The organism is Methylobacterium brachiatum (genome assembly GCF_900113845.1).
Classification (GTDB): domain Bacteria; phylum Pseudomonadota; class Alphaproteobacteria; order Rhizobiales; family Beijerinckiaceae; genus Methylobacterium; species Methylobacterium brachiatum.
In genome coordinates this window covers 322,914-336,503 of the sequence record NZ_FOQW01000003.1, presented here as the reverse complement: position 1 = coordinate 336,503, position 13,590 = coordinate 322,914, and the positions used below count along the sequence as shown (strand labels likewise).

The 13,590-nt window shown below is 67.9% G+C and carries 11 protein-coding genes; 2 read left to right on the top strand and 9 right to left on the bottom strand.

The window, feature by feature from the left end; genetic code table 11:
- Window positions 1-598: 598 nt before the first annotated feature.
- The 5 genes from BMZ47_RS03780 to BMZ47_RS03760 all read right to left on the bottom strand — a co-directional run bounded on the left by BMZ47_RS03780 (window position 599) and on the right by BMZ47_RS03760 (window position 7,444).
- Entirely contained in the window at window positions 599-2,212 is a 1,614-nt protein-coding gene (locus BMZ47_RS03780; protein WP_091858766.1) for a porin, read from the bottom strand.
- 1,114 nt (window positions 2,213-3,326) lie between these two features.
- Window positions 3,327-4,982, bottom strand: coding sequence for a porin (locus BMZ47_RS03775; protein ID WP_091858764.1), 1,656 nt, complete (start codon window positions 4,980-4,982; stop codon window positions 3,327-3,329).
- A gap of 407 nt (window positions 4,983-5,389) precedes the next feature.
- Window positions 5,390-6,070, bottom strand: a complete 681-nt coding sequence (locus tag BMZ47_RS03770) for a metal ABC transporter permease (RefSeq protein ID WP_091858761.1) — start codon at window positions 6,068-6,070, stop codon at window positions 5,390-5,392.
- 125 nt (window positions 6,071-6,195) lie between these two features.
- Window positions 6,196-6,804, bottom strand: coding sequence for a HupE/UreJ family protein (locus BMZ47_RS03765; RefSeq protein ID WP_091858758.1), 609 nt, complete (start codon window positions 6,802-6,804; stop codon window positions 6,196-6,198).
- A gap of 67 nt (window positions 6,805-6,871) precedes the next feature.
- Complete coding sequence (locus tag BMZ47_RS03760) at window positions 6,872-7,444, bottom strand: PilZ domain-containing protein (protein ID WP_007567027.1); 573 nt, start codon at window positions 7,442-7,444, stop codon at window positions 6,872-6,874.
- A 378-nt stretch (window positions 7,445-7,822) separates the two neighbouring features.
- Between BMZ47_RS03760 and BMZ47_RS03755 the strand changes: the two genes are divergently transcribed.
- Window positions 7,823-9,424, top strand: a complete 1,602-nt coding sequence (locus BMZ47_RS03755) for a gamma-glutamyltransferase family protein (protein WP_091858754.1) — start codon at window positions 7,823-7,825, stop codon at window positions 9,422-9,424.
- Between the two features lie 283 nt (window positions 9,425-9,707).
- On the opposite strand, the gene prfB is transcribed toward BMZ47_RS03755, so the two are convergent.
- Window positions 9,708-10,836 (bottom strand): peptide chain release factor 2 gene (prfB, locus tag BMZ47_RS03750; protein ID WP_122162225.1). Its coding sequence is split into 2 segments (ribosomal slippage): window positions 9,708-10,766 and window positions 10,768-10,836, totalling 1,128 coding nucleotides; the frame shifts between segments, so codons are not numbered across the junction.
- A 186-nt stretch (window positions 10,837-11,022) separates the two neighbouring features.
- On the opposite strand from prfB, the gene BMZ47_RS03745 reads away from it, so the two are divergent.
- A complete protein-coding gene (locus BMZ47_RS03745; protein WP_007567020.1) occupies window positions 11,023-11,361 on the top strand; it encodes a DUF3140 domain-containing protein in 339 nt (112 codons plus the stop codon).
- An 18-nt stretch (window positions 11,362-11,379) separates the two neighbouring features.
- Here BMZ47_RS03745 and BMZ47_RS03740 read toward each other — a convergent pair whose 3' ends face one another.
- The 3 genes from BMZ47_RS03740 to BMZ47_RS03730 form a co-directional block, all read right to left on the bottom strand.
- On the bottom strand, window positions 11,380-11,733 hold the full coding sequence (locus BMZ47_RS03740; protein ID WP_091858751.1) for a hypothetical protein: 354 nt from the start codon (window positions 11,731-11,733) through the stop codon (window positions 11,380-11,382).
- Window positions 11,734-11,848: 115 nt separating this feature from the next.
- Entirely contained in the window at window positions 11,849-12,061 is a 213-nt protein-coding gene (locus tag BMZ47_RS03735) for a hypothetical protein (protein ID WP_007567016.1), read from the bottom strand.
- 207 nt (window positions 12,062-12,268) lie between these two features.
- Window positions 12,269-13,486, bottom strand: a complete 1,218-nt coding sequence (locus tag BMZ47_RS03730; RefSeq protein ID WP_039903877.1) for an LL-diaminopimelate aminotransferase — start codon at window positions 13,484-13,486, stop codon at window positions 12,269-12,271.
- Window positions 13,487-13,590 lie beyond the last annotated feature (104 nt).

The following is a 13,590-nucleotide window of genomic DNA, read 5'->3' as shown; positions in this document are numbered from 1 at the left end:
GCGTCACCCACGCAGGTCATGATCCAACGATGGGGATTTTCACGCCCATTCCATGATGGGCTAGATTTGTCCGACAAATATCGTTTGGACAACTGTCGCAAGGAAGCAATTCGGAATGCATTTGAATGTGTTGCAGCAAAACAAATTTTGTCTAATTGCTCTAAATTTAGATAATATATATGGCTTTAATGCTCAAACCGAAGCTATGAGGGATAAATAAACTCGTTATGCGATCGATTATGAGCGCTGCAACCGATATTACTGGTCTCGGCTGTCATGATCGACTTGGCGCGAAAATCCGACCTCCGTTCTGCTGCCGGAGGACCCGCCCTATCCGATTCCGATGCGCTGAACCGAATCGGGTGGACATCGTTGCGAATGATGGCGACGCAGGGCCCGGCCGGGGCGATGCACGGCAGGACGGCTCGCGAAGCCGGTGACCGCCCGCGACCCAGCGATGCCAGCGCCGCGGGATCCGGCACGCTCAATCGCCGCCGCGATGCCGGCGTAAAAAAAGCCCGGCACAGGGCCGGGCCTTGAAAGTCGAGATGCACGAGGACGGGTGCCGAGACCGAAGCCTCGGCACCGATATCGCGGACTAGAAGTCGCGCTGGACGCGGAACCGGATCTGCGAGATCGAGTCCTGGGTCGCGGTGCGCGGCACGAAGGTGCCGGCGTTGATACCGGTAATTCCAGCCGCGCTGTAGGCGCCCGGATTCTTGTCGAGGTCGATCGCCCGGCCGCTCTTCAGGCCGATCTGGGTGTAGTAGCCTTCGAGGCCGATATCGAGGTCCTTCACCGGCGACCAGATCAGGCTCGCACCGGCGACGAACTGGTAGGTATCCCGCAGGGCCTGGCTGAGCTGGTAGAACCGCGTGCCCGGGACGCCGACGGCGTTGGTGGAGTAGGGATTGCTGCCGGCGAGCGTGCTCGCGACGTTGAAGGCCGCGCCCTGGGCAAGACGCGCCCCCTGGGAGAAGCTCTGCTCGCCGTAGGAGCCGAAGAAGGCCGAGCGCCATTCCGGCGACCAGTAATGCAGGTACGACGCGACCGCGGTGAAGGTCTGCGAGGTCTGCAACTGGCCGGTGAACGGGTTGATCGTCGCGTCCGAGAAGTACTGGACGAACTTCTGACCCTGGATCGTGGCTGCAGTCTGCTGGTAGGAGCCGCTGAACGCCGAGTAGCCGGAGTAGAGCTGCGCTCCGTCGGCATAGGCGCCCTGGAGATAGAGGGCGTCGCCCGGCGCAACGAACGGCATGTTGATCTTCAGGCCGCCCTGCACCGCCCAGGCCTGGACGCTGTTGGTGTGCCCGAGATTGATGCCGGTGCCGCTGCCGGTGGGTGCACCGAGCACGATGTTGCCGACGTTCAACTCATGCGTGGCAGCCGAGATCTGGGCCGAACCCCAGGCTTGGTCGAGGCGCAGGGCGCCGACGAAATCGGGCAGGCGCTCGCGCTGGATGCTGTCGATGTTGCCGAAGGCGCTCGGAGCGCCCCTGGTGTAGCTCACGAAGACGGGGCTGATCGGGGTCGCCGGGCCGGTCGGCGCGAAGATCGGGGTGCGGCGGAAGACCGGGTCTTCGACCGACAGGGTCGCCGACAGGCCGTTCCCGAAGGTCGCCGTGTAGGCGAACAGGTTGGTCGACGCGTTGTCCGAGCCGGCGGTGGAAGCGGTGATCTCGAAATCGTGGGCGTAGAAGTCGAAGAACGACGAGGCACGACCGGCGGTGAGCCCGGCGAACTGGATGAACGCCTTGTCGACGTTCACGAATTGCTGCGAGCGGTTCACTTCGTCGACGCCCGTGGCGTTGTAGGCTTGGCCGATACGCGCCTGGGTACCGGAGAAGCCGATGCCGGAATAGCCGGTCCGGCTGCCGGCATCGAGGCGCACGAAGGCGCGCAGGGTACCGTAGGCGGTCTGCGTGCGGGCATCGAGATTGATGCGCATCCGGCCCTGGTAGCCCGACGTGTCACCGTTGCCCGTCTGACGCGAGTTGCTGGCCATGTAGCCGCCCTCGAACCGGGCGCGGCCGGAGACGCGCAGGCAGGTGTCGGTGCCCGGGATGTAGAAGAAGCCGGCACCGTAGGCCGAGCAGACGCGGACGTACTCGATCGGCGCGGCCTTCTTGACCGGCAGGTCGGCGGCATGGGCTGCCCCGACCGCCGCGAAGGCAGCGGCCGAGCCGAGCAGCGAGCTCTTCAAGAGCTTCATAGATATCTCCAAAGCTTCGAGACCAAATAACAACTACGACCCCGACTTATCCGGTCATCGCAGCGCTGATTTTTGTTTCGATCTGCAATTCTGATGGCAGATTTTAGAGATATCTCGCGTCCGAGATTCCTCTATGCCGTTTCATATGATGGAATGAGCCTTATATGGGCAACATCGATTTCATATCGCTTCGATGTTTGCTTTATGTTGTTGCAGCTTCGCAACGTCATGCAAATGTTTTGCTCTATTATTGCAGCAATCATTCCGATGTATACTAAGAACGCATCGGATAATTATCTCCGCCGATCTTCGATGTGTATCCGCGGCCGGTGATTTCGAATTCGACGACCTGTGGCAAAGGTGCGGATACCTGGCGGACGCCAATGCCGGCCCATATCGGCGCGGCGCCATCGCGTGCGGCCCGCACGAAGCCGCCTGCCTCCGGGCTTCCCCAGCGCTCGAATGCGGTGCGCAAAGGCCGGTGCGGCCGTGATTCGGACGAATCGGTTCCGCGATTCGGGCGGCGCGCGTCGACCCGGCACCGCGACAGCGCGCGAGGCAGGGCCGGCACACCGGTTCCATGGGATCGCATGCCGGGACACGGCCGGCGTGCGGATGCCGGCCGCGCAGGGGCGGCCTCGGCCAGAAAAGGCGCTCGGGAGCTTGGGGAAGGTGGCGTCGCGACGGGTGCCCCGGGCAGCCGCCTCGTCGGCCTCCGAATCCCTTGAGGCCGCGCGATCCTTCACAATCCCGGGGCACACAACACGCGGCCGACGCCTCGTGGCGTGTCAGGAGAGGAGACGGTGGCACCGCAGCCGGCCGGCTGCTGGCCGCAGTAGGTGGCTCTCAGGCTGGGGCGTATGCGCGACGATCACGTTTCGGAGCCGAAGGGGCCCGGATCCAGGGCGCCGGAACCTCGGCTCTTTGCTTCGATGCGCGCCCCGGAATCGGGCAATGCCGCGATCGGGCCGGCGCGGCAGTAGCGGTTGCCTGGCGGCGCATCTGTTCCGCACGCCTGTCGACAACGAAAAAGGCCCAGCCGAGGGCCAGGCCTTGAGATCCGTGGAGCACGGGGTTCGGCGCCGGGCTTGGTCCCCGGCGCCGATGGAGCGGATCAGAAGTCGCGCTGGACGCGCATGCGGAACGTGGACACCGAGTCCTGGGTCGCGGTGCGCGGCACAAAGGTGCCGTTGTTGATGCCGGCGACGTTGGCGTAGGCGGTCGGGCTCTTGTCGCGGTCGATCACGCGGCCGTTCTTGACACCGATCTGGGTGTAGAAGCCCTCGACACCGATATCGAGGTCCTTCACCGGCGACCAGATCAAGCTCGCACCGGCGACGATCTGGTAGGTGTCCCGCAGGGCCTCGCTGAGATTGTAGAAGGTCGTACCGGGCGTGCCGACAGCGTTCACACCGAAGGAGTTTGCTCCGCCCGGGTTGGCCAGAGCGAAGGCTGCCCCCTGAGACGCCCGGGCCTTCTGCGAAAAGTCCATCTCGCCGTAGCTGGCGAACACGGCCGAGCGCCACTCCGGCGTCCAGTAGTGCAGGTACGAGCCAACGACCGTGAAGCTCTGCGACCGCTCCATCTGACCGGTGAACGGGTTGATGGTGGCGTCGTTGAAGAACTGACTGAACTTCTGACCCTGGATCGTCGTGGGGTTCTGAGCGTAAGAGCCGCTGAACGAGGAGTAGCCGGTGTAAAGCTGGGCGCCGCTGCCATAGGCGGCCTGCAGGTATAAGGCGTCGCCCGGTGCGATGAACGGGGTGTTGATCTTGATGCCGCCCTGTACCGCGTAACCGTAAGAGTTATTGGCGTGCGGGATGCTGATGTTGGAGCCGGTGCCGGTGCCGGCGCCGTTGGCGACGTTGCCGACGTTCAATTCGTGGACGGCGGCCGACACCTGGGCTGAACCCCACGCCTGATCGAGGCGCAAGGCGCCGACGAAGTCGGGCATCCGCGTCCGTTGGATCACGTCAACGAAGCTGTAGCGAGTGGGCACACCATTGGTATAGCCAATGAATACTTCGGCCGGCGAGTTCGTCTGCGCAAAGTTCGCAATCGACGAGTTGTTTGTGATGCCAGCCGGGTTATTGGTGGGCGAAAAGATCGGCGAACGGCGGAAGACCGGATCTTCGACCGAGAGCGTGGCTGACAGGCCGTTGCCGAGGGTGGCGGTGTAGGCGAGCAGGTTGGTGGACGCGACGTCCGAACCCGCGGTGGCGCCGGCGAACTCGAAGTCGTGGGCGTAGAAGTCGAAGAACGACGAGGCGCGACCGGCGGTGAGGCCGGCGAACTGAATGAACGCCTTATCGACGTTGGCAAACTGCGAGTCGCGACCGAATGAATCAATTCCGAGGCCGGGATAGGCCTGGCCGATACGCTGCTGGGTCCCGGATTGACCGACGCCGGAATAGCCGGTGCGGGCGCCGGCATCCCAGCGCACGAAGGCGCGCAGGGTGCCGTAAGCGGTCTGGGTGCGGGCATCGAGGTTGATACGCATCCGGCCCTGGTAGCCCGAGGTATCGCCGACGTTCGAACCATTCTGGCGCGAGTAGCTGGTCATGTAGCCGCCCTCGAACCGGGCGCGGCCGGAGAGACGCAGGCAGGTATCGGTACCGGGGATGTAGAAGAAGCCGGCGCCGTAGGCCGAGCAGACGCGGACGTACTCGATCGGGACCGCCTTCTTGACCGGAAGGTCGGCGGCGTGTGCGGCTCCGATCGCGACGAACGCGGTGGCGGAACCGAGCAGTGAGCTCTTCAAGAGCTTCATAGACATCTCCAAAGCTTCGAGACCCAATGATGCGGACATGCCCGGTTTTCCGGATCTTGCCGCACGTCTTGTAGGTTTGGCCTGCGTCTTAGGTGGCAGGCTCCTGCGGGCTCTCGCTTGGCGATGCCCCCGTGCACCATCACCATGTGCGAACGGGTTTCGCCGATCAATCAGATTTCAGCTCGGCTAAATTGGTTCCTGTGCGATGTTGCCGCCCGGCAACAATATCAGAACGCCTTAGCCGGCAACAGCTTGCCGGATGTAATGATATGCTTGCTGAGGCAGCACGGGTGCTGTCGAACGGGGCACGAACCGTACGCCCCGGCCGCGTGAGAAGGCCGGGGCGTACGGGCAGGAACAGTGATTTGGATTCGTGCGGTTTCCGGAGCGATCCGCCCCGGCTCGCCTCACATGGGCGGCGTCAGGCCGTCCTTGCCGACCGCGACGCGGCGCGCCGTGATCGTGCCGTCCTCGCCGCGCGCGGCCAACACGAACGCCTTGGCGCCAGCGGAGATCGCGGCCGCATCGGCCGGCTCGAACGTGACCACCGGGGCCTGCGGCGGGACCAGGATCTTCATCGACTGGCCCTTGCCGTAATCCACCGTGAGCGTGCGCTCGGCGCCGGTCCCGCTCGCCTTCACGGTGCCGTTGGTCATCGCGCTCTTCACCCGGGGAGCGTCCGACGCGGGCGCGGCCGCCTTCACGGTGCCGTTGGTCATCGTGCTCTTCACCGCCGTGCCCCCGGTGTGGTCGGGGATCACGTCCCAGTCGTAATGGCCCTCGCCGGTCCCGCGCATCGATTCCGGGAACAGCACCACCTCCAGGGCCACCGGGGGCTCGCCCTTGGTGGCGGTGCCGATGAACACGCCGTCCTTGATGTGGTCGAGCTGGGCCGGGACGACCCAGGACACCTTGGCATCCGGCGCGAGGGTCACCCGCTCGCTCTTGCCGTCCAGGGTCTTGAGGGTGAAGCCGCCGCTCTCGACGGCCTCGATCGTGCCCCGCAGCCGCTCGGGCGGTGCGGCGGCCTGGGCGGCGGCGCCGAGCGTCAGCAGGCTCGCCAAGGCGAGTGTCGGAAGTCTTGCCATGCAGAGGTCCTCTCGCCGCCGGAACGATGGCGGCCTGCATGACCTGGGACTCGGCGCAGCCGTGTCACCCCGGCCGGCCCGTGACATCAAGCCCACGCGGGTGGATGTAACCGGGGCGGTTCCGCTCAGGCCGGAAGCGCCAGCAGGGCCAGACCCGCCGCCGCGACGCAGGCGCCGAGCGCCGGTGCGGCCCGGGCCGCGTCGAGCCGGGCCGCGGCGATGCCGAGGCCGAGGCCGGCGGCGTGGAGCAGCGCGGTCGCCGCCACGAAGCCGAAGCCGAAGGACAGGCCCGAGGCGGTCTCCGGCATCTCGGCGCCGTGGGCGTAGCCGTGGAAGACCGCGAACACCCCGACCAAGCTGGCGAGCAGCGCCACCGGCGCCCGCAGGCCGACGATCGCGGCCACGCCGAACACCACGATGGAGAGCGCGATCCCGGTCTCCGCATAGGGCAGCGCCACGCCGGCCATGCCGAGGCCCGCGCCGGCACTCATCAGCACCAGGAAGGACAGGGGCAGAGCCCAGAGCGCCCGTCCGCCGCGGAGGGCGGCCAGCAGGCCGACCGCCACCATCGCCAGGACGTGGTCGGCCCCCATCAGCGGGTGCAGGAAGCCGGCCTCCGCGCCGATGGCAGCGCCGTGGCCGGGATGGGCCAGAGCCGCCTGCGGCAGCAGCGCGAGCGCAGCGGGAAGGACGGCCAGGGACGAGACGAGGGGAGCGGCGAGCAGGCGCTTCATCGGAAATCCTTCGCGGGTTCTGCGCAGGATGTAGCGCCGATCCCGCGGCTCCGCGAGGGCCCGCGGCTCAGAGGGTCATGGCCGCGTGGACCGCCTCCGGCGCGAACGGCTCCAGGAAGGCGGCCCCGATCCCGTGCTCGAACTGGCGGACGACCCGGGCGGCCCGGGCGCCGACCCGGATCGTCTCGCCGAGCTCCAGCGCCCGGTCGAGCAGCAGGCCGATGCCGGACGCGGAGACGTTGAGGACGTGCCCCGGGAAGGCCAGGCCGCATTCGAGCGTGATCTCGACAGTCTTTTGCGCCGGCACGATGCGGTGATGCACGCGGACCGGCTCCGGATGGCGGTTCTGCGCACGCGCCAGCGTCATGAACTCCCGGGCCAGCCCGTTGAGAGCCGCGCGTCCGCCCCGAACCCGGACGACGAAGTCCGGGTTCGCGACCTGGGTGATCCGCACCTCCAGCAGGCCGATATGGCGGATGCTGCAGGTCAGCTCCTCACCGGCCGCAACGCGGGCCGAGGAGCGCAGCCGGATGCCCTCCGGCGTGACGTCGGCGGTGACCGCGTAGAAATCCGGCCTGCGGACGTTCCAGCAGAGCGCCGGCAGCACGATGACGTGTCGCTGGCTCGTCGCGGCTGTCATCGGTGTTCGATCCATCGGCCGGCTTCTGCGCCGTGGAGGCCTGCGAAGGTCTTCCAAATTCCGATAAAATTGACTCGTCCGCCGGGCTCCATCCAACGGAAATTTTCGGCCGCAACGCCTGCGTGCATGGCCTATGCGAACACACGGGCCCTGGTCGGCCGCCCGGCACGGGATGTTCGTCCGCGTGACGATCCCCACCCTGCGATTGCGCGGGCACGGAGCCTGCATCGGCGCGCCTATCCGGCGCTGCGGCCCTCTTGAATACATGATACAGCGTCAACCCGCGCCGGGAGGGCGAGGCTAGGGGGCGCGCCGCCGCCTCTCCGGCCGCGCGGCGCAGAACACCGCGCGGCTCAATCGCACTGGACAGGATTTCCCGTGAGAGATTTCTCCGCACCCGGGCGCTCCCCGGTCTACGCCGCCAACGCCGCCGTCGCGACCTCGCACCCGCTGTCGACCCTGGCGGCCATCGAGGTCCTGCGCGCGGGCGGCAACGCCATCGATGCCGGCATCGCCGCGGTGGCGGTGCAATGCGTGGTCGATCCGCTGATGACCGGCATCGGCGGCGATTGTTTCGCGCTCTACGCCCCGGCCGGCGCCAAGACGCCGATCGCGCTGGACGGCTCCGGGCGGGCACCCGCCGCGGCCACGCCCGATTGGTACGCCGAGCACGGCGTCGCCATCACGCCGACCTCGCCGCACGCGGTGACGGTCCCGGGGGCGGTCGGGGCCTGGGACCTGCTGGTGCGCCAGCACGGCACGCGCTCGCTGGGTGAGCTGCTCCAGCCGGCGATCGGCTATGCCGAGGACGGCTTCGTGATCCAGCAGCGCGTCGGTTGGGACTGGCAGCGCAACGTCGCCAGGGTCGCGGGCGATCCCCACGCCGCCGCGACCTACCTGCCCGGCGGAGCGGCCCCGGCGATCGGCAGCGTCTTCCGCCTGCCGAAGCTCGCCGCCACGCTCCGGCGCATCGCCGAGGAAGGCCCGCGCGGCTTCTATGAAGGGCCCGTGGCCGACGACATGGTCGGCCGGCTCACCGAGCTCGGCGGCCTGCACACAGCGGATGATTTCGCCGCCGCCCGCCCGGACGTGGTCACCCCGGTCTCGACCCGTTACCGCGGCTACGACGTCTACGAGTGCCCGCCCGCCGGCCAGGGGCTGGCCGCGCTGATGATGCTGAACGTGCTGTCGCATCACGATGTCGGCGCCCTGTCGGACCTCGACCGGCTCCACCTGTTCGCCGAGACCTGCAAGCAGGCCTATCACCACCGGGACGTGCTGTTCGGCGATGCCGACCTCGCCCGGGTGCCGGTGGAGCACCTGCTGTCGGATGCCTGGAAGGCTGCCGCCCACGGGGCGATCGACATGAGCCGGGCCCGGCCGCCCGAGATCTATCCCGAGATCGCCCGGGAGATCGCGGAGGAGCGGGCCCACAAGGATACGGTCTATCTCTGCGTGGTCGACCGGGACGGCAACGCGCTCTCCCTGATCAACTCCGTGTTCCAGGGCTTCGGATCGGGCATCCTGGCGCCCGAGAGCGGCGTGCTGCTGCACAACCGCGGCCTGTCGTTCCGCACGGAGGCCGGACACCCGAACAGCGTCGGGCCCGGCAAAAGGCCGATGCACACGATCATCCCGGGCATGCTCATGAAGGACGGCCAGGCGGTCGCGCCGTTCGGCGTGATGGGCGGCCATTACCAGGCGATGGGCCATGTCGAGCTGCTGTCGGGCATCCTCGACCGGGGCCTCGACGTGCAGGCGGCCCTCGATGCCCCGCGCAGCTTCGCCTATGGCGGCAGCCTGGAGCTGGAGGGCGGCATCTCCGACGCCGCGATGGCCGGCCTGATCGCGCGCGGCCACCCGGCGATCCGCGCGCCCCTGCCCCTCGGCGGCGGCCAGATCATCTGGATCGACCGCGCGAGCGGCACGCTGGTCGCGGGCTCCGATCCGCGCAAGGACGGGGCGGCGTTGGGGTATTGAGGGGCAGCGGCGCCCCCGATCAGGTGCGGGGATCACCGAACCAAGTCGGCAGCAGGCGTCGGAAACACCACCTCCTTCCCTCCCCCCTCCGCGGGGAAGGGGGTGCCGACCGTCAGGCAGGGTCGAGAAAGGGGGCAGCGCGACGGTTCAGGATTTCACGCCTGTCGCGACGTGTCCGGAATTGTCGCTCCCCTCTCCCGACCCGCTTCGCGGGCCACCCTCCCCCGAAAAGGGGGGAGGGAGACGCATGGGGATGCGGCAGCCGTCCCGACTGACAAAAAAATCAGTCGATGTCCTCGACCTCTTCGCCGCCGCCATAGACCCGCTGGGCCAGGGAGGCCTCCATGAACGGGTCGAGGGCGCCGTCGAGCACCGCGTCCGGATCGGTGGACTGGGTGCCGGTGCGCAGGTCCTTCACCAGCTGATAGGGCTGGAGCACGTAGGACCGGATCTGGTGACCCCAGCCGATATCGGTCTTGGCCGCCGCCTCGGCGTTGGCCTTCTCCTCGCGCTTCTTCAGCTCCGCCTCGTAGAGCCGGGCGCGCAGCATGTTCCACGCCGTGGCGCGGTTCTTGTGCTGCGAGCGCTCCTGCTGACACGCCACCACGATCCCAGTCGGATTGTGGGTGATGCGCACCGCCGAGTCGGTGGTGTTGACGTGCTGGCCGCCGGCGCCGGACGACCGGTAGGTGTCGATCCGGCAGTCGGATTCCTTGATCTCGATCTCGATCCGGTCGTCGATCACCGGGTAGACCCAGACGCTGGCGAAGCTGGTATGCCGCCGGGCGCTGGAATCGTAGGGCGAGATCCGCACCAGCCGGTGCACGCCGGACTCGGTCTTGAGCCAGCCATAGGCGTTGTGGCCCTTGATCAGGAGCGTGGCGCCCTTGATCCCGGCCTCTTCGCCGTCCGACCACTCGACGATCTCGACCTTGTACTTCCGGCGCTCGGCCCAGCGGGCGTACATGCGCTGGAGCATGTTGGCCCAGTCCTGGCTCTCGGTGCCGCCGGCACCGGCATGGACTTCGAGATAGGTGTCGAAGGCGTCGGCCTCGCCCGAGAGCAGGGTCTCGACCTGGCGGCTCGCGGCCTCCTTCTCGACGGCGAGGATCGCGGCCTCGCCCTCGCGGATCGAGGCCTCGTCGCCCTCCATCTCGCCGAGCTCGATCAGCGTCGCGCCGTCCTCGAGGTCGCGCTCCAGCTTGCGGATGGAGGTGACCGCCTCGTCGAGCTGCTGGCGCTCGCGCATGACTTTCTGCGCGGCGTCGGCGTCGTTCCACAGGTCGGGGTTCTCGGACGCCGCGTTCAGCTCCGCGAGGCGTTTATCGACGGTATCCCAGTCAAAGATGCCTCCTCAGCAGCCCTATAGACTGCTTGGCGGCATCCGAGGCTTGCTCGATCTCGGCGCGCATTTGGTTTTTCGGAACTTGGGGTGAAGGGTCGGGCCGGGGTGATACCGTCCGGGGGCCGCCCTGTAAACGGCGGGGGCCCGCCGATGACCGAAGCGTGCGGCGCCCGACCGCAGGGATGCGTGCGAGCGACCGCGCAGGCCGCGCGTTGTCCGCCACGGATCAGGCCGGAACGCGGAGGCGACCAGGATGGCGGACGACGATCACGCGAAGACGTGGAGCGAATTCAGCGAGGCCGTCAACATGACGCCTGCGGCCCTGCGCAAGCACCTCGACGGCGCGGCGAGCCAGGAGGTCGGCCAGAAGAAGGACGGCGATGAATCGACCGGCCACGAGATGGGCCGGCGCATCCTGGCGATCAAGGACAAGAAGAAGGCGGACCTGACCGACGACGACTACGCCGCCATGCGCAAGGTCGTGGGCTACGTCCACCGCCATCTCAAGCAGGGCGGCGAGGCCCGCAAGGACCCCGATTCCCCGTGGCGGATGTCGCTGATGAACTGGGGCCACGATCCGCACAAGGATTGAGGCCCCGGCCGGGCCGGCTCAGTAGCGCGGCGGGACGATGTAGGACGGGGCGATCACGAACTCCTTCGGGCGCCGCTGCGCGCCGAACCGGCCCTCGGTGATCTGGTCGTTGTAGTAGTCGAACCCGGAATAGCCGAAGCCGCCGCCGTTCATGATCTCGGCCACCGGGACCGGCGGCACCGCGAGATCGGGGCGGCCCGGCGGCACGATCACCTGGCAGCAGCCGTCGGCCTGCAGGACCGAGGGGCCGTTGGGGGCGGTGAACACGTAGGCGCGCGGCTGCGGGACACCCGGCGGGAAGGCCGGCTCGGCGGCGGCGCCCTGGGCGACGAGGCCGAGCAATCCGGCGGCGATCAGGGTCTTGGTGCTCACGCGATGCTCCGTCACGGGGCCGGCCGGGCCGGCGTCAGGCCTACACTCTAGCTTATCGCGGACGGCCTGTCCGGCGCTTGCGGGCCGTCCGGTTACCGGAACCTGGAGCGCCGGCTCAGCCGCGGGCGCGCAGGACGACCTGCGGGCTCGCCGGCACCGGCCGGCAATCCGACATGAAGGCGTTGACCGGCAACGGCTTGGAATCGCAGGCGTAGACATCGGTCGGGCCCGGGGCCGGCACCGGATCCCGGGCGATGATCGGGTTCGGCGCACAGGCCGAGGCCGCGGCGGCGAGCAGCAGGGCGGCGATGAGGTTCAGGCGGCGCATGCAACTCTCGGGACGCGGGAGGACCCCCGCGCCGGACCCTGCGCATCGCGATCCGCTCTGACAAGCGCCGGCGGGGGATGGGCGGCCCTTTGACGGGGCCTGTCGCACGGCGGCAACAATCGGGCTGGAGGCGCTCGCAGCCGAAGCGGACATCGGTTCGGCTGCGAGCGAGCTTGTGAAATCAAGGCCTTGAAGCCGTCCCCGATCTCAGACGGCCCGGGCCATCGGCACGACGTTGTGCAGGGTCTTGTCGCCGCCGTCGAAGAACCGGCGGATGTTGCGGGCGGCCTGCCGGATCCGCTGCTCGTTCTCGACCAGGGCGATGCGGACATACTCGTCGCCGAACTCGCCGAAGCCGATGCCCGGCGCCACGGCGACGTCGGACTTCTCGAGCAGCAGCTTCGAGAATTCGAGACTGCCCATCTCCCGATAGCGCTCGGGGATCGGCACCCAGGCGAACATCGAGGCCGCCGGCGCCGGGATGGTCCAGCCGGCCTTGCCGAAGGATTCCACCAGCGCGTCGCGGCGCTTGCGGTAGGTCGCCCGCATCTCGTCGATGCAGTCGTCCGGGCCGTTGAGGGCCGCGGTGGCGGCGACTTGGATCGGCGTGAAGGCGCCGTAATCGAGATACGACTTCACCCGGGAGAGCGCCGCCAGCAGCCGCTCGTTGCCCACCGCGAAGCCCATGCGCCAGCCGGCCATGGAATAGGTCTTCGACAGGGAGGTGAACTCTACCGTGCAGTCGATCGCGCCCGGGACCTGCAGGACGGAGGGCGGCGGCTTGCCGTCGAAATAGACCTCCGCGTAGGCGAGGTCCGAGAGCAGGATCAGCTCGTGCTGCTTGGCGAAGGCCACGAGGTCCCGATAGAAATCGAGATCGGCCACGTAGGCGGTCGGGTTCGACGGGTAGCAGACCACCAGGGCGACCGGCTTCGGGATCGAGTGGCGCATGGCCCGCTCGAGGGCCGGGAACATCGCCGGGGTCGGCTCGGCCGGGACGGAGCGGATCACGCCGCCGGCCATCAGGAAGCCGAAGGCGTGGATCGGGTAGCTCGGGTTCGGCACCAGCACGACGTCGCCCGGGGCGGTGATCGCCTGGGCCATGTTGGCGAAGCCCTCCTTCGAGCCCAAAGTCGCCACGACCTGGGTGTCGGGGTTGAGGCTCACGCCGAAGCGGCGCTGATAATAGCCGGCCTGGGCGCGGCGCAGGCCGGCGATGCCCTTGGAGGCGGAATAGCGGTCGGTCCGCGGACGGCCCGCCGTCTCGCACAGCTTGGCGATGACGTGCTTGGGGGCGTCGAGGTCCGGGTTGCCCATGCCGAGATCGATGATGTCGGCGCCCTGAGCTCGGGCGGTTGCCTTGATCCGGTTGACCTGCTCGAACACGTAGGGCGGCAGGCGCTTGATGCGGTGGAAATCGGTCATCGGCGTGTCCATCGGCGCGTCCCGAATCTGGCGTCTCTCGTTTATGGCGGGCGCGCGAACGAATCGCTCTATCAGAGATGCGCGCCGCCGCCGACTCACAAAAA